The 14,768-nt window shown below is 72.9% G+C and carries 14 protein-coding genes and 1 tRNA gene; 4 read left to right on the plus strand and 11 right to left on the minus strand.

Features of this window, described 5'->3' with window-relative positions; translation table 11 throughout:
• Nucleotides 1-188 precede the first annotated feature (188 nt).
• Together tsf and rpsB are read right to left on the minus strand one after the other, a co-directional pair.
• Nucleotides 189-1,025: a translation elongation factor Ts gene (gene tsf / locus J1M38_RS09270; protein ID WP_010079157.1), complete on the minus strand. Its 837-nt coding sequence runs from the start codon at nucleotides 1,023-1,025 to the stop codon at nucleotides 189-191.
• A 103-nt stretch (nucleotides 1,026-1,128) separates the two neighbouring features.
• Nucleotides 1,129-2,022 (minus strand): 30S ribosomal protein S2, encoded by an 894-nt coding sequence (rpsB, locus tag J1M38_RS09275; RefSeq protein WP_036339469.1) that lies wholly within the window; start codon nucleotides 2,020-2,022, stop codon nucleotides 1,129-1,131.
• Between the two features lie 404 nt (nucleotides 2,023-2,426).
• Between rpsB and J1M38_RS09280 the strand changes: the two genes are divergently transcribed.
• Nucleotides 2,427-3,101, plus strand: a complete 675-nt coding sequence (locus J1M38_RS09280; RefSeq protein WP_206481633.1) for a M23 family metallopeptidase — start codon at nucleotides 2,427-2,429, stop codon at nucleotides 3,099-3,101.
• Here J1M38_RS09280 and J1M38_RS09285 read toward each other — a convergent pair.
• On the minus strand, nucleotides 3,037-4,239 hold the full coding sequence (locus J1M38_RS09285) for a glycosyltransferase family 1 protein (RefSeq protein WP_206481632.1): 1,203 nt from the start codon (nucleotides 4,237-4,239) through the stop codon (nucleotides 3,037-3,039). The genes J1M38_RS09280 and J1M38_RS09285 overlap by 65 nt on opposite strands.
• Nucleotides 4,240-4,551: 312 nt before the next feature.
• Between J1M38_RS09285 and J1M38_RS09290 the strand changes: the two genes are divergently transcribed.
• Entirely contained in the window at nucleotides 4,552-5,430 is an 879-nt protein-coding gene (locus tag J1M38_RS09290) for a LysM peptidoglycan-binding domain-containing C40 family peptidase (RefSeq protein WP_206481631.1), read from the plus strand.
• A gap of 61 nt (nucleotides 5,431-5,491) precedes the next feature.
• On the opposite strand, the gene J1M38_RS09295 is transcribed toward J1M38_RS09290, so the two are convergent.
• The 8 genes from J1M38_RS09295 to glsA form a co-directional block, all read right to left on the minus strand.
• Nucleotides 5,492-5,565: transfer RNA gene (locus J1M38_RS09295), tRNA-Ile, on the minus strand.
• 45 nt (nucleotides 5,566-5,610) lie between these two features.
• Nucleotides 5,611-6,831 (minus strand): glycosyltransferase, encoded by a 1,221-nt coding sequence (locus J1M38_RS09300; RefSeq protein WP_206481630.1) that lies wholly within the window; start codon nucleotides 6,829-6,831, stop codon nucleotides 5,611-5,613.
• 126 nt (nucleotides 6,832-6,957) lie between these two features.
• Nucleotides 6,958-7,599: a CDP-alcohol phosphatidyltransferase family protein gene (locus J1M38_RS09305; protein ID WP_020624488.1), complete on the minus strand. Its 642-nt coding sequence runs from the start codon at nucleotides 7,597-7,599 to the stop codon at nucleotides 6,958-6,960.
• 153 nt (nucleotides 7,600-7,752) lie between these two features.
• Nucleotides 7,753-8,676 carry a phage holin family protein gene (locus J1M38_RS09310; RefSeq protein ID WP_078026177.1) on the minus strand — a complete coding sequence of 308 codons (924 nt, stop codon included), beginning with the start codon at nucleotides 8,674-8,676 and terminating at the stop codon, nucleotides 7,753-7,755.
• 131 nt (nucleotides 8,677-8,807) lie between these two features.
• Entirely contained in the window at nucleotides 8,808-9,641 is an 834-nt protein-coding gene (locus tag J1M38_RS09315) for an aldo/keto reductase (RefSeq protein ID WP_044659469.1), read from the minus strand.
• A gap of 80 nt (nucleotides 9,642-9,721) precedes the next feature.
• Nucleotides 9,722-10,792: a nucleoside hydrolase gene (locus tag J1M38_RS09320; RefSeq protein ID WP_049147658.1), complete on the minus strand. Its 1,071-nt coding sequence runs from the start codon at nucleotides 10,790-10,792 to the stop codon at nucleotides 9,722-9,724.
• A complete protein-coding gene (locus tag J1M38_RS09325) occupies nucleotides 10,789-11,727 on the minus strand; it encodes an SDR family oxidoreductase (RefSeq protein ID WP_049147656.1) in 939 nt (312 codons plus the stop codon). The genes J1M38_RS09320 and J1M38_RS09325 overlap by 4 nt, the downstream gene beginning before the upstream one ends.
• An 88-nt stretch (nucleotides 11,728-11,815) precedes the next feature.
• A complete protein-coding gene (gene glsA / locus J1M38_RS09330) occupies nucleotides 11,816-12,997 on the minus strand; it encodes a glutaminase A (protein WP_274608422.1) in 1,182 nt (393 codons plus the stop codon).
• Nucleotides 12,998-13,067: 70 nt separating this feature from the next.
• Here glsA and J1M38_RS09335 point away from each other — a divergent pair, with 70 nt between their 5' ends.
• Both J1M38_RS09335 and J1M38_RS09340 read left to right on the plus strand, forming a co-directional pair.
• Entirely contained in the window at nucleotides 13,068-13,814 is a 747-nt protein-coding gene (locus tag J1M38_RS09335) for a DUF72 domain-containing protein (protein WP_170721237.1), read from the plus strand.
• 87 nt (nucleotides 13,815-13,901) lie between these two features.
• On the plus strand, nucleotides 13,902-14,747 hold the full coding sequence (locus J1M38_RS09340; RefSeq protein WP_010079170.1) for an alpha/beta fold hydrolase: 846 nt from the start codon (nucleotides 13,902-13,904) through the stop codon (nucleotides 14,745-14,747).
• Nucleotides 14,748-14,768 lie beyond the last annotated feature (21 nt).

The raw sequence follows: 14,768 nt of genomic DNA on the forward strand, positions 1-14,768 counted from the left end.
CGCGTGTCCGCCCCCGGGACGGCCGTCCCGGGGGCGGACACGCGGACGGGGTGGCCGCCCGGTCGGGGCGGCCACCCCGTCATGCGATGGTCGTCGGCGCCATCCGGCGCCGGAGTGGACCTCGGGTCGCTCCCGATCCTACGCCCCCGCGGGGCGTGGACCGGGAGCGGCCGGTCCGGGTGCGGCGGTCAGTTGCCGACGCGGAAGCGGGCGAACCCGGTGACGTTGGTGCCGGCGTCGGAGGCGACCTTGCCGACGGTCTGCTTCGGGTCCTTCGCGAACGGCTGGTCCACGAGCACGATCTCCTTGAAGAAGCCGGTCAGGCGGCCCTCCACGATCTTCGGCAGGGCCTGCTCCGGCTTGCCCTCGGCACGGGCGGTCTCATCGGCGATGCGACGCTCGTTCTCGACGGTCTCGGCCGGCACGTCCTCACGGGTGAGGTACGTGGGCGAATAGGCCGCGGTGTGCACGGCGATGTCGTGCGCGGCGGTCTTGGCGTCGGCGGAGTCGGCGTCCACGGCGAGGAGCACGCCCACCTGGGCCGGCAGGTCCTTGGAGGTCTTGTGCAGGTAGGCGTCCACGAAGGCGCCCTCCACGCGGGCCAGGCGGCGCACGGCCACCTTCTCGCCCAGCAGGGCGCCCTCCTCGGTCACGTAGTCGCCCAGGGTGCGGCCCTCGTAGTCGGAGGCCAGCAGGCCGTCGACGTCGGTGGCGCCGGAGGCGACGGCGGCGCGCAGCACCACGTCGCCCAGGGCGATGAACTTGTCGGCCTTGGCCACGAAGTCGGTCTCGCAGTTGAGCTCGATCATGACGCCGACGCCGTTCTCGACGGTCGCGGCCACGAGGCCCTCGGCGGCGGAGCGGCCCTCGCGCTTGGTGGCGCCCTTGAGGCCCTTCACGCGGATGATCTCGATGGCCTTCTCGGCGTCGCCGTCGGCCTCGTCCAGAGCCTTCTTCACGTCCATCATGCCGGCGCCGGTGCGCTCGCGCAGGGCCTTGATGTCAGCAGCGGTGTAGTTCGCCATGCTCGTTCGGTCCTTCCCGTGGTGTGGGTTGTGCGGGATGTTCGGGGTCTGATCCGGTCCGTCGGCCCGGCCGGGTGAGGCCGGGCCGACGGACCGGCCGGGATCACTCGCCCTGCGGGGCGGCCTCGGCGGCGGGGGCCTCGGCCCGCTCGGCCGGCGCCTCGGCAGCGGGGGCCTCGGCCTGCTCGGCCGGTGCCTCGGCGGCGGGGGCCTCGGCCTGCTCGGCCTGCTGGGCGTTGTGCTGCTCGAGCAGCTCGCGCTCCCACTCGGCCATCGGCTCGGCGGCCGCCTGGCCGGACTTGCCGCCCTGGCGGGCGATCAGGCCCTCGGCGACGGCGTCCGCGACCACGCGGGTCAGCAGGTTCACGGAGCGGATGGCGTCGTCGTTGCCCGGGATCGGGTAGGCGACCTCGTCCGGATCGCAGTTGGTGTCCAGGATGGCGACGACCGGGATGCCGAGCTTCTGGGCCTCGTCGACGGCCAGGTGCTCCTTCTTGGTGTCCACGACCCACACGGCGGAGGGGGTCTTGGCCATGTTGCGGATGCCGCCGAGGTTGGCCTGCAGCTTCTCGAGCTCACGGTTGAGCAGCAGCAGCTCCTTCTTGGTGAACTGCGAGCCGGCCACGTCCTCGAAGTCGATCTCCTCGAGCTCCTTCATGCGCTGCACGCGCTTGGAGACGGTGGAGAAGTTGGTCAGCATGCCGCCGAGCCAGCGGTGGTTCACGTAGGGCATGCCCACGCGGCCGGCCTGCTCCGCGATGGCCTCCTGGGCCTGCTTCTTGGTGCCGACGAACAGGATGGTGCCGCCGTGGGCGACGGTCTCCTTGACGAACTCGTAGGCGCGGTCGATGTAGGACAGCGACTGCTGGAGGTCGATGATGTAGATGCCGTTGCGCTCGGTGAAGATGAAGCGCTTCATCTTGGGGTTCCAGCGGCGGGTCTGGTGGCCGAAGTGGACACCGGAGTCGAGGAGCTGGCGCATGGTCACGACGGGCATGACGTTCCCTTCTGTGGCAGCCGTGGCACCCCGCGCTTCACGCGCGGGCGGTCTGCCGGTCGATTTCTTGACGGTTGGCGGCCGGCCCGGTCGGGCGGCCCCTGGCATCACGACGGCGGGCTGCCGGGCCCCACGAGCACCCGCGCCGACGTCCTCTCCAGGAGGACGGCGGGGACGGGACCGAGCGTGGGGGCTGGGCCGCTGAAGCGACCCACCGCGATGCGCGGAGTCGGTGTCCGGGGCACAGCACTGGGCCGGCCACAGGACACCGCTGAGGTGAATCCTACCCCAGGTGGGCGACCGCTCCCATCGCCGACTCCTGCACAGGGACCGGTGCGGCGGGCGCTCTCCACGATGGGACTGCGGGCCCGCCACGCGGCCGCCCGGGACGCCAGGCTGTCGCCATGACCCCTCGCACGCTCCTCCCCCGTCCGCTCCCGCGTCCGCGCATCGCGGGGTGCGTCGCGGCGGCCCTGCTCGCCTGGCTCGTCCTCGCCTCGGGGGTGGGCGACCTCGGCCCCGTGTCCCGGGCCACGCCCGCACCGTCGGGGCGTGACGCGCTGCTGCTCGTCGCGGCGTCCCCGGCAGGTCCGGGCGCGACGGCCGCGCCGGTCGCGTGGCACCCGCCCGTGGCCGGCGCCGCCCCGGATGACGTGCTCCGCGCGTTCGTCGCACCCGAGCGACCGTGGGGTCGGGGGCACCGGGGCGTGGACCTCGCCGTGCAGACCGGGGCTCCGATCCAGGCGCCGGCGGCGGGCCGGGTCGTGTTCGCCGGGGTCGTGGTCGACCGCCCCGTGCTGACCCTGGAGCACGAGGACGGGACCCGCAGCTCGCTCGAGCCGGTGGAGGCGGATGTCGCCGTGGGGGCCGTCGTCGCCGCGGGCGACCCGGTGGGGCGACTGGCCGGGGCGCCACCGCACTGCACGCGGGCGTGCGTGCACTGGGGCGTGCGGGAGCCCGACGGCTGGCGTGTGGGGGAGGCGGCCTTCGATCGCTACCTCGACCCGCTGGTGCTCATCGGGTGGAGCGGTCCGTCCGTGCTCTGGCCGCACGCCGCGCCGCACCCAGCGCGGCCGTGAGGTCCAGGAGTCGGCGGGCGGACTCGTCCCAGCTGAACCGGGCCGCCTGGGCGACGCTCGCCCGGGAGGCCGCGGCGAACTCGGCGGGGTCCTCGAGCTCCCGCACGCGGGCGGCGAGCGCGGCCGCCCGGTCCCCCTCGAGCGGGACACCCCGGAAGGACGGGGTGCCCGCGCCGGCGATCTCGCGGAAGATCGGCAGGTCCGAGCACACCACCGGCGTGCCGTGGGCCATCGCCTCGGCCACGGGCAGGCCGAAGCCCTCGGCGCGGGAGAGGGTGACGGCCGCGGTGGCCCGGCGGAGCAGGCGCACGTACTCGGCCTCGTCGGTGCCGTCGTGGAACACCACGTCTGCGCCGTCGGCCCCTGCGCCGGCGCGACGCTCGGCCAACTGGTCCTCGAGCTGCCCGCGGCGCTCCGGGCTGATGCGGGAGAGCAGGTGCAGCGTGTAGCCCGGCAGCAGGGGCGCGGCGGCCACGAGGGACTCGACGTCCTTGTAGTCCATGAACGAGCCCATGTAGAGCAGCGTGCGCTCCGGGGTCTCGTCCGGGTCCCGCGGCTCCGGGACCGCCTGCGCCGCGTTCGCGACGACGTGGACCGGACGCCGGGTGAGGCGGTGCCGGGCGATGAGCTCCGCCGTCGTCCGGGAGACCGTGGCGACCGCGTCCGCGCGGTCGAGCAGGAGCCGCTGCGGGATCTTGGTCAGGTGATAGGCCCGCCAGAGCCAGCGGATCGGCTCGGGCAGGTTCCGCGGCGGGGTGCGGTGCTCGTAGTAGATGAGGTCGTGGAGCGTGAGGATCAGGGCGTAGTCCCGCCCCCACGACCCCATGGTCTGCATGGGCGAGAAGACGACGTCCGGTCGCAGGCGCGCGACCTGACGGGCCACGAACGGCTCGCGTGGGGAGGTGGGGCCGGAGACGAGGTGCCACGGCACGCCGTCCGGGAGCAGGGCCAGCTGTCGTTCGTCCGAGATCAGCATCGCGACTTCGACCTCGACGTCGGCCCCCGCCGGGCCCGGTGCGGCGGTCCGGCGGGCGACCGCCTCGAGGAGGCTCGCGCCGTAGCGGGAGATGCCGTCGTGGAAGTCGGTGCGGGTGTAGCGGGCGTCCATCAGCAGGCGCAGGGGGCGGGAGGGGCTCACCCGCACCACGCTAGCGCCGCGCCGGAGAGGGGCGGGGACAGCCGCGCACGGTAGGTGCCGACCGGGGCGCGTCGAGCGCCGATCGGCCACCTGGACGTCATCCGAATTTCTGATTGCGTTTCGATAACGATCGTGTATCTTGATCACGGATCGGTTACAGCCGATCCGCCACACCGGGGCTTCCTCCGCGTCCTCGCGTACCCGGTCATCCGCACTGCTCGTCAACTCGCACCCGCGGTCCGGCCTCGTTCCGGGCATCGCCCGGAGGCACCGCCCTCACGGGCCGCAGGTCCTGTCCGGGAAGAAGATCCGATGTCCGTGACCTCCTCGCACGCCGCTGTGCGTCGCGCCCCCCGCACCGCCGCCGCCTCCGTGGCCCTCGCCCTGGGCGCCGCCGCCCTGACCGGCGTCGGCACCGTGTCCGTCGCCGAGACCGCCCAGGCCGCCGAGACCGCCTACACCGTCCGCTCCGGCGACGGCTGGTGGATCATCGCCCAGCGCACCGGCGTCTCCATGTCCACGCTGCAGTCGCTCAACGGCATGACCGCCGCGACCGTGCTGCATCCCGGCATGGTCCTCAAGACCTCCGGCACCGCCACCCCGACCCCGGCCCCGGCGCCGTCCACCTCGGGCTCGACCTACACCGTGCTGGCCGGCGACGGCTGGTGGATCATCTCCTACCGCACGGGGGTGTCCGCCTCGATCCTGCAGTCCATCAACGGCATGAGCTCCTCGACCATGCTCCACCCGGGGATGGTCCTGAAGACCACCTCGGTCTCCAACTCCAGCGCCCCCGCCCCTGCGCCGGCGCCCGCGTCCAAGCAGGCCGCCGTCGACTACGTGCGCTCCGCCGTCCGGAACCCGTCCTCCTATTACGTGTGGGGCGGCAACGGCCCCTCCGGCTTCGACTGCTCCGGCCTCACCCAGCAGGCCATGGCCCGGGCCGGCATCTCCATCCCGCGCCGCGCCGGCGACCAGTACCTCGCCGCGAAGTCCTACGTGCCGATCTCCCAGGCCCAGCCCGGCGACCTCGTGTTCTATGCGAACCAGTCCACCGGCCGCATCTACCACACGGCCATGTACATGGGCGGCGGCCAGCTCGCCCACGCCCTCAACGAGGACGCGGGCCTGGTGTTCACCTCCACGACGATCATGAAGTCCGACATGCTCGCGGTGGCCGCCCGCTACTGAGCACCGGCACGACGACGGCCCCCGGCCCGCGCCATACCGCGCGGCCGGGGGCCGTTTTCTGTAGGGCGTGCGGGACTTGAACCCGCGACCCAGGGATTATGAGTCCCCTGCTCTGACCGACTGAGCTAACGCCCCTCCCCCGCGGCATCGCGCGGGACCCGCCCATCCTACCGACAGGGCTCAGAGCATCGCGCGGACCTCGGCGGCCGTCGCGCCGCGGTAGAGGCGCTCGAAGATGTCCACCGTCTTCTGGGCGGAATGATGCAGGGCCTTCGCGTGGGACGCCTCGCCCATGGCGGCGCGGTCCGCGTCCGAGAGGTCGAGGATCCGGGCGATCCGATCGGCCAGGGCCACGTGGTCCCCGGGCGGGAAGAGGTGGCCGTTGACGCCCTCGTCCACGAGGTGGGGCAACGCGAGGGCGTCCGCGAGGACCACCGGGGTGGACGCGCTGAGCGCCTCGAGGGTCACGAGGGACTGCAGCTCCGCCGTGCCCGGCTGGCAGAACACGTCGGCGCGCAGGTAGGCCGCCCGCAGCTCCTCCTCGGAGACGTGGCCGCGCAGCAGGACGCGGTCGGCCGCCCCCTCCTCGTCCACCGTGGCACGGATGCGGTCGCGCTGCTCGCCGTCGCCGACGATCTCGGCGTGCACGTCCAGGTCGGGGCGGGTGCGGGCCAGGTGCGCGATCGCACGGATCAGCACCTCCACGTTCTTCTCCACGGCCAGCCGCCCCACGAAGAGCACGACCGGATGGCCGGGATGGTCCACCCTCTCCCCCGGCTGCAGCTCGTAGGCGCTCGCGTCGATGCCGTTGGAGACCGGGAGAACGTTGTCCAGGCCGGCGTGCTCGGCCATGGCCTGCGCGGCGAGGGCCGTGGGGGTGGTGACCACCGCGCCCTTGCCCATGAGTCGACCCATGTCCTTCCACGACACCCGGGAGACGATGTCCAGGAACCACTGCGGGAACGGCAGGAACGGCTCGAGGTTCTCCGGCATGAAGTGGTTCGTGGAGACGATCCGGATGCGACGCCGCTCGGCCTCGTTGATGGCGGCCTCGCCGATCATGTAGTGGCACTGGGCGTGCACGACGTCCGGCTGGACCTCGCGGTAGATGCGGCGGAAGGAGATCTTGGCATGCCGCGGGAGCACCACGCGGTAGTACTCGTGCGTCGGCGCCGGCAGGGAGCGCAGCAGGTGCACGGTGGCCTCCGGCCGGTGCTCCACGGTGTCCGGGCCGGCCTCGCTGCGCGGCATCACGACGTGGACCTCGTGGCCGCGCGCGTGCAGCGCCGTGGCGAGGCGGTGGCCGAAGGTGGCGGCCCCGTTGACGTGCGGCGGATAGGTGTCTGCGGCGATCAGCACCTTCAGGGGGCGGTCGGCGGCGATCCCGGGACGGTCGGACACGGCGGTCCCTCTCTGTGGTGGCGATGGCACGACGGCGCCCGGCCCGTGCCGTGAGGATCGGCCGCGGGCACGGCGCGCGTCCCACGGTAGCAACCGTCGGCGCCGGCACGAGGATGCGCGAGGGGGTCAGCCCCGGCGGGACGGGTGCTCGCGCGGGTCCTGACCGTCCGCCCGCAGGCCGCGGGCCTTGCCCACAGCGCGCACGAGGTAGTCCCCCGCGGCGAGGATGTGCAGCAGGCAACCGGCGCCGACCAGAGCCAGGGCCACGCCGCTCCACGGGCCGCCGTCGACCCCCGGCACACGGGCGAGCAGCAGCAGGGGCGTGCCCACCAGCAGCAGCGCGGTGCGCACCTTGCCCAGGACCGTGACCGGCAGATCCGGGCTGCCGCCGAACAGCCACAGGCACACGGCGGCGAGCACGAGGTCCGGGATCGCGATGGCCAGGGCGAGCCAGAGCGGGGCGATACCGGTGGCCACGAACGTCACGGCCACCACCAGCAGGGAGAGGCGGTCCGCCACCGGGTCGAGCCACCGCCCGACCGTGGAGATCATGTCGAACCGGCGCGCCACGTAGCCGTCCACCCAGTCCGTGCCGGAGAGCACCGCCAGGATCACGAACGCGTCCAGGTGCCGGCCGTCGACGGTGAGCCACACGAACACCGGGACCAGGGCGAAGCGGGCCAGGGTGATGAGGTTCGGCACGGTCAGCCAGGTGTCGCGGACGCGGTACTCGTGGCCCTCGCGCAGGCCGACGTCGATCACACGCATGGGTCGCTCCTCCAGGGTCCGCGGGCGGACGCCCCCGCCGGGCGCCCCACACGCCCAGCCTACCGACGCCGTCGCCCCTCCCCGCAGACGACGAGGCCCCGATCCGTGGGGATCGGGGCCTCAGGGGCCGGGGAGGGCGGGCACCCCCCCGGGTCAGCGGCGGCGCAGGCGGCCGGCGAGCGCCACGAACGCGGCGGAGGAGGCGCCGAGCAGCGCGAGCGGCTGCCAGTTGTCCTTCACGTAGTCCTCGGCCTCGGCGGTCCGCTCCCCCGCGCGGGCGGCACCGGTGAACGGCGCGGTCTGCTCGGTGGCGTGTGCGGTCTCGGGGGTGACGCCGCGACCCTTGCGCTGCGCGGCGAAGGCCGCGAGCTGGCCCTTCACGCTGGTCTTCTCGTCCAGGCCGGAGCGGATGTCGCCCAGGTGGCGGCGGCGCAGGTCGGCACGGCGACGGATCTCCGCCTCGCTGGCGTCGGCGCGGTCCGGATGGGGAGCGGCCTCGCCGTTCTTGCGGGCCTTCTTGTTCTCCTCCTTCTCCACCTTCTTCCGCTCGGCCTCGCGGGCGGCCTCGACACGCTTGGCCTCGGCGCGCTCCGCCTTGAGGCGGTCGTACTCGGCCGGATCGAAGGCGTTGCCCTCCTTGAGGTAGCCGAGGTCGTACTCGAGGTTGCGCACGATCTCCTGCGGCACGAGCGGCATGGCGCCCTTGACCATCATGAGGCCGACGCCGGCGAAGATCAGGCCGAGCACGAGGAACGCCAGCGCCACCATCAGCGCCGGGAACCAGAAGGTCGGGTCGGCGAAGGCGCCGATCAGGGTCACCACGAGGGCGACCACCATGAGTGCGAGGAAGAACAGGCCCACCACCGCGATGCCGGCGCCGATGCCGGCCTTCTTGCCCTTCGCGGCCACGTGCCTCTTGGCGAGCTCGAGCTCGTCCTTCATCTGCAGGGGCAACAGGCGCACGACGGCGCCGAGCAGGTCGGTCAGCGAGCTCGCGCGGGTCTGCGGGGTCACCGGGACGGCGGTCCGCGGCGCGCGGACCTTCGACGCATCGGCGGGGGGAGCCTGGTGGGACATGGTGCATGCCTTCCGTGGAGTGCCTGGACAGATGCGCCCGGGCGGCGCGGCGGTCGCCGGGCATTCTCGAGCAAAGCTATCACCGGCCCGCCCCCAGGGGGACGGGCCGGGTGCGCGCGATGGCGGCTGGATCAGAAGTCGATGACCGCCGGGTCGGGGCCGAGACGGCCGTCCTCGCGGTCGAGGGCGTCGATCCGGGCGACGTCGTCGTCGGTCAGCTCCACCCCCGCGGCCTCGAGGTTCGAGACGATGCGCTCGGGCGTCACGGACTTGGGGATGACCACGAAGCCGTGGGCGAGGTGCCACGCGATGACCACCTGGGCCGGCGTCGCGCCGCGGGCCTCGGCGATCTCCGTGACCACGGGGTCGGCGAGGAGGTCGCCGCCCTGACCGAGCGGGGACCAGGACTCGTGGACGATGCCGTGGCGGCCCTCGACCTCGCGCAGCTCGCGCTGCTGCCAGTACGGGTGGGTCTCGACCTGGTGGATCACGGGCACCACGCCGGTGGCCTCGATGATCTCCTCGAGCTGGGCGGCCGGGAAGTTGGAGACGCCGATCGAGCGCACCTTGCCCTGCTTCTGCGCCTCGATCAGGGCCTTCCAGGTGTCCAGGTACTTCCCCTGCGCCGGCTTGGCCCAGTGGATGAGGTAGAGGTCGACGTAGTCGGTGCCGAGCTTGTCGAGCGAGACGTCGAGGGCGGCGAGCGCCTCCTCGTAGCCCTGGTCCGAGTTCCACACCTTGGTGGTGAGGAACAGCTCCTCGCGGGCGACGCCGGACGCGGCGATGCCGCGGCCCACGCCCTCCTCGTTCCCGTAGATCGCGGCGGTGTCGATGTGGCGGTAGCCGGCGCGGATCGCCTGCTCGACGACGTCGGCCGCGACGTCGTCCTCGACCTGCCACACGCCGAGCCCGAGCTGCGGGATCTGCTGGCCGTCGTGGAAGGGGACGGTGGGAACGTCGGTCATGAGGGAGCTCCTGGAGGGTCGGGGTCGGGCGGATGCCTCGGGTGCAACCGCACGCGGACGGGGGGCATTCCCGACGGCGGTCACCGGGCCGGGGAACCGCCGTCGAGCGTGCGCTCCCCCGCGACGACGGCGCCCACCGCGCGGGCGAAGGCCGCGAACACCTCCGCGGGGTCGTTGGCCGTGACGAGCTGGGCGTTGGGGCGCCTGCCCCAGATGTCCCGCGTGTCGTGGACGGTGGTGCCGCGCAGCAGCTCCGAGTCCGCCTCGACATCGACGACGGTGGCCCGCGTGGCGATGCGGGCCTGGCCCGCGGCCACCTGGGCGGCGAAGAGGTCGTGCAGGTGGGCGATGTAGCCCTGGTCGTAGTCGTGGTGGAACTCGAAGTAGAAGCGCAGCGCGTCGGCGAGCACGTCCAGGACGGGGCTGCCGGTGGCGGCGTCCGGCCCGGCGACCCGCGGCCGGTCCGCGGACCAGCCGACGGGGCGGGCCCCGGCGTCGGCCAAGAGGCCGTCCAGCAGGGCCGGCGTGTACTCGATCCGCTCCGTGGTCTCGAGCGCGCAGACGATCGGCAGGCGGTCCTCGGGCAGGCCCTCGACGGCCGCGAACACCTCCTTCGCGGCGTCCGGGTCCACCCAGGTGTTCCACTCGGCGGTGGGCGTGGTGTTGCCCGGATGATAGAAGGAGCCGCCCATGATCACGATGCCGCGGGCGAGGAACGGCAGGCGCGGCTCGGTGCGCAGGGCGAGGGCCAGGTTCGTCAGCGGCGCGGTGCAGAGGATCGTCGTCTCCCCGGGGTGGGCCCGCAGCTCGTCCAGCCACACGTCCACGGCGGGCCGGGACGAGAGCCGCTCGGGGCGCCGAACGATCCGGGCATGGCCGAGACCGCCGTCGCCGTGGGTCTCCGGGGTGGTGACCGCAGGGCGGCGCAGCGGGGTCTCGGCACCGACGGCCACCTCGACGTCGGCCCGACCGGCCAGGTCCAGCACCGCGGCCGTGTTCAGGGCGCAGTCCCGGGCGGTCGCGTTGCCGCCCGTGGTGGTGACGGCCGCGAGCTCGGGGCCGACACCGAGGCGGTGGGCGCCCACGAGGTGGAGCAGGGCGCAGGCATCGTCGATGCCGGTGTCGACGTCGGCGAGGAGGCGGGCGGTCACGGGGTGGGCGTGCCGCCGTTGGCGTTGAGGGTCTCGCCGTTGACGTAGCTGGACTCGCCCGAGGCAAGGAACACGTAGGCGGGCGCCATCTCCACGGGCTGGCCGGCGCGGCCGATGGGAGTGCTGTGGCCGAACTCGGGCAGCTTCTCCTCGGGCTCACCGTAGGACACGTGCTGCACCGTCCAGATGGGCCCGGGCGCCACCGCGTTGACACGGATGCCCTTCGGGCCGAGCTGCTCGGCCAGGCCCTTGGTGAAGTTGTTGATGGCGCCCTTGGTGGCCGCGTAGTCGAGGAGCCTCGGGTTGGGGTTGTAGGCCTGCACCGAGGTGGTGTTCACGATCGTGCTGCCCGGGCCCATGTGCTTCAGCGCGGCGCGGCTGAGCGTGAACATGGACATGATGTTGATCTGGAACGTCTCGTGGACCTGCTCGTCGGTGAGATCGGTCAGGTCATCGGAGATGAACTGCTTGCCCGCGTTGTTCACGAGGATGTCCAGGCCGCCGAGGCGCTGCGCGGCCTCGTCCACGAGGGAGGCACGGTAGTCGGCGTCCATCAGGTCGCCCGGCAACGCGACGGCGGTGCGCCCGGCCGCCTCGATCGCCGCCAGGACGCGGTCGGCGTCGGGCTGCTCCTGAGGCAGGTAGGCGATGGCGACGTCCGCGCCCTCACGGGCGTAGGCGATGGCGACCGCGGCACCGATGCCGGAGTCGCCGCCGGTGACCAGGGCCTTGCGGCCGGTCAGCCGGCCCGTCCCCCGGTACGAGTCCAGACCGATGTCCGGGACGGGATCCGTCTTCACGTCCAGGCCCGGCTCGGGCTGGCGCTGCTTGGTGATGCGGAGCTTCGGGTGGCGGGTGCGCGGGTCGTCGTGGGCCAGCTGGGAGTCCTGCACGGGGATCGCGGGGGCGTCGTCCTTCTTCTCTGGAGTGGTCATGGGCCCGATGCTACGCGGCGCGCGTCAGAGGGTGACAAGGGACGGGGCGCGGCGTCGTCGGCGTGGCCCTGGCGGCGGCGGCTAGGCGTCAGCGGGGCCCGCTGAGGCCGCGCAGGGCGCCACGGTGCTGGAGCACGTGCAGGTCCCAGCGCGAGCTGAGCCCCTCGAACAACCCGATGCCACGCCGGGAGTTACCTTGCTCGTCCAGGCGCGGCGACCACGCGGCGAGGCCCAGGGCCCCGGGCACGGCACCGAGCAGCGCGCCCGAGACGCCGGACTTCGCGGGCACGCCGACCTCAGCCACCCACTGGCCGCTGGCGTCGTACATGCCGCAGGTGAGCATCACGGACATCGTCTGCTGCGCCACCCACTCGTCCAGCACCCGCTCCCCCGTCACGGGGTTCGTGCCGCCAGCGGCGAGGGTGGCGCCCATGACGGCCAGCTGGGGTGCGGTGACCAGGACCGAGCACTGCGCGAGGTACCCGGCCACGGCCTCGCGGGCCGAGATGGGCAGCCGGCCGGCGTCGGCGAGCAGGTGGGCCAGGCCCAGGTTGCGGTCGGCGCGGGTGCGTTCGGCGTCGAGGACGTCCTCGCAGACCTCCAGCTCGACGCCGGCCAGCGCGCTGTAGCGGCGCAGCAGCAGGGCCGTCCGCTCGTCCTCGTCCCCGGCGGGCAGGAGGGAGTGGACCAGGATGGCGCCGGCGTTGATCAGCGGGTTGCACGGCCGGCCGTCGTCGTGCAGGGACAGGTGGTTGAACGACTCACCGGAGGGCTCGACGCCCACGTCCTCCAGCACGTGGTCCAGGCCGATCTCCTGCAGCACCACCGCGTAGGTGAGGGCCTTGGAGACCGACTGCAGCGCGAAGGCGTGCTCGGTCTCCCCGGCGGCGGCCTGGTGGCCGTCCACCGTGCACACCGCCACGGCGAGGCCGTCCACATGCTGGCCGGCGACGTCCTCGAGGTAGTCGGAGGGCTCGCCGCGGCGGTCCGACTCCACCTCGCCGAGCATCGCGCGCAGGTCGTCGTCGAATCGCGTCGTGTCCATTCCTGTCACAGTAGTGGACGGGCGCCCGGGTCGCGGGCGGGCACCGGGCCGGTCACGGTGTGTACTGGACCGGGCGTTCGGGCCCAGCGGCAGGCCCAGCCACCTCCAGCCGATGACCATGCCGGTGCACGCGGGCAGGAAGGCGATCGAGGACGGGAGCATCGTGGCGATCAGGGAGCCGATGCCCATCTTCCGGTCGTACCTCTGAGCCACCGCGATGATCAGCGGGACGCTACGCGGGCGACGGAGGGTGAAGGCAAGACCCGGGAACCCGGGCCGGGGCTATCGTCGGGGGATGGACGTGCGGATCGGGACCTCCGGCTGGACCTACAGGCACTGGCGCGGGACCTTCTACCCGCAGGGGCTGCGGATCGCCGACCAGCTCGACCACTACACGGAGCGCTTCCGGACGGTCGAGCTCAACGGCTCCCACTACCGCTGGCCGGCGGACAGCACCGTCGAGGCATGGCGCGAGCGCCTGCCCGCCGGCTTCGAGATGGCCGTCAAGGCCTCCCGCTACCTCACCCACTACCGCAAGCTCAACGAGCCGCAGGACTGGGTGGAGCGCATCGTGCACACCCTGGACCTGCTCGGTGACCACGCCGGGCCGCTGCTGCTGCAGCTGCCGGTCAACCTGCACCGCGACGACGACCGACTCGCCGGGTTCCTCGGCCTGCTGCCCGAGCGGGTGCGCGTGGCGGTGGAGGTCCAGCACGAGTCCTGGCTGGACGAGGACGTGTTCGACCTCCTCGACCGGCACGGGGCGGGGTTCGTGGTCTCGGTGATCGCCGGGCGGGAGCCGGTGCTGCGCGCGACCGGCCGCCTCGCCTACGTGCGCTTCCACAACGCGGACCCGGACTGGCGCTACGGCGGATCGTTCTCCGACGCCGAGCTCTCCCCCTGGGTGAAGCGGCTGCGGGAGCTGACCGGCGCGGACGCGGCGGGCGCGCGCCCCGCCTACGTCTACTTCAACAACGACAACCACGGCCACGCCGCGTTCAACGCGCTGACGCTGCGCAGGATGGCGGAGACCGAAGCCTGACACGTGCCGAGCGCGTGCCTAGCGTGAGGAGGAAGCGGCGGCCGAGCGCCGCCGTCGTCCCCCGAGAGCACAGGAAGGCAGACGCACATGACCCTCATGCAGATCCCCACGGACCACGGCACGATCGGACTGAACGTGGAGGAGGCCGGCCACGGGCGTCCCGTGGTCCTCATCCACGGCTGGCCGCTGACCCTCGACTCGTGGAAGGACCAGGTCGCAGCCCTGTCCCCGCACTACCGCGTGATCACCTATGACCGGCGGGGCTTCGGTGCCTCGGAGAAGCCCGCCGGCGGGTACGACTACGACACGATGACCGCCGACCTGCACGGTCTGCTCACCGAGCTCGACCTGCGTGACGTGACGCTCGTGGGCTTCTCGATGGGCGGTGGCGAGGTGGCGCGCTACATGTCCCGGTTCGGCGCGGACCGGATCCACTCGGTGGTGTTCGCCGGCGCGGTGCCCCCGTACCTGCTGAAGACCGACGACAACCCCGACGGCCCGCTGACCGAGAAGCAGGCCGCCGAGATGCGCGCGGGTCTCGAGAAGGACCGCGAGTCGTTCTTCGACGACTTCACGACGACGTTCTTCTCCACCCCCAAGCTGGCCGGTCTGACCAGCAGCCTCAAGGTCACCGAGGAGCAGCGCCAGGAGGCCATCCGGATGGCGCTGCAGTCCGACCAGACGGCGGCGCTGGCCTGCATGGACGCGTTCGGGGCCACCGACTTCCGCCGCGACCTGCCGGCGGTGACCGTGCCGGCCCTGGTCCTGCACGGCGACGCCGACCAGATCGTGCCGTTCAAGGGCTCCGGCAAGCGGACGCACAAGGCGATCGACGGCAGCCGCGTCGAACTCGTCAAGGATGCCCCGCACGGCTTCAGCATCAGCCACTCCGAGGAGTTCAACCGGATCCTGCTGGAGTTCCTGGCGGAGTGAGGGCGCGGGCGGGCGCATCAG

The organism is Micrococcus sp. KRD070, assembly GCF_017168435.1.
GTDB classification, from domain to species: domain Bacteria; phylum Actinomycetota; class Actinomycetes; order Actinomycetales; family Micrococcaceae; genus Micrococcus; species Micrococcus luteus.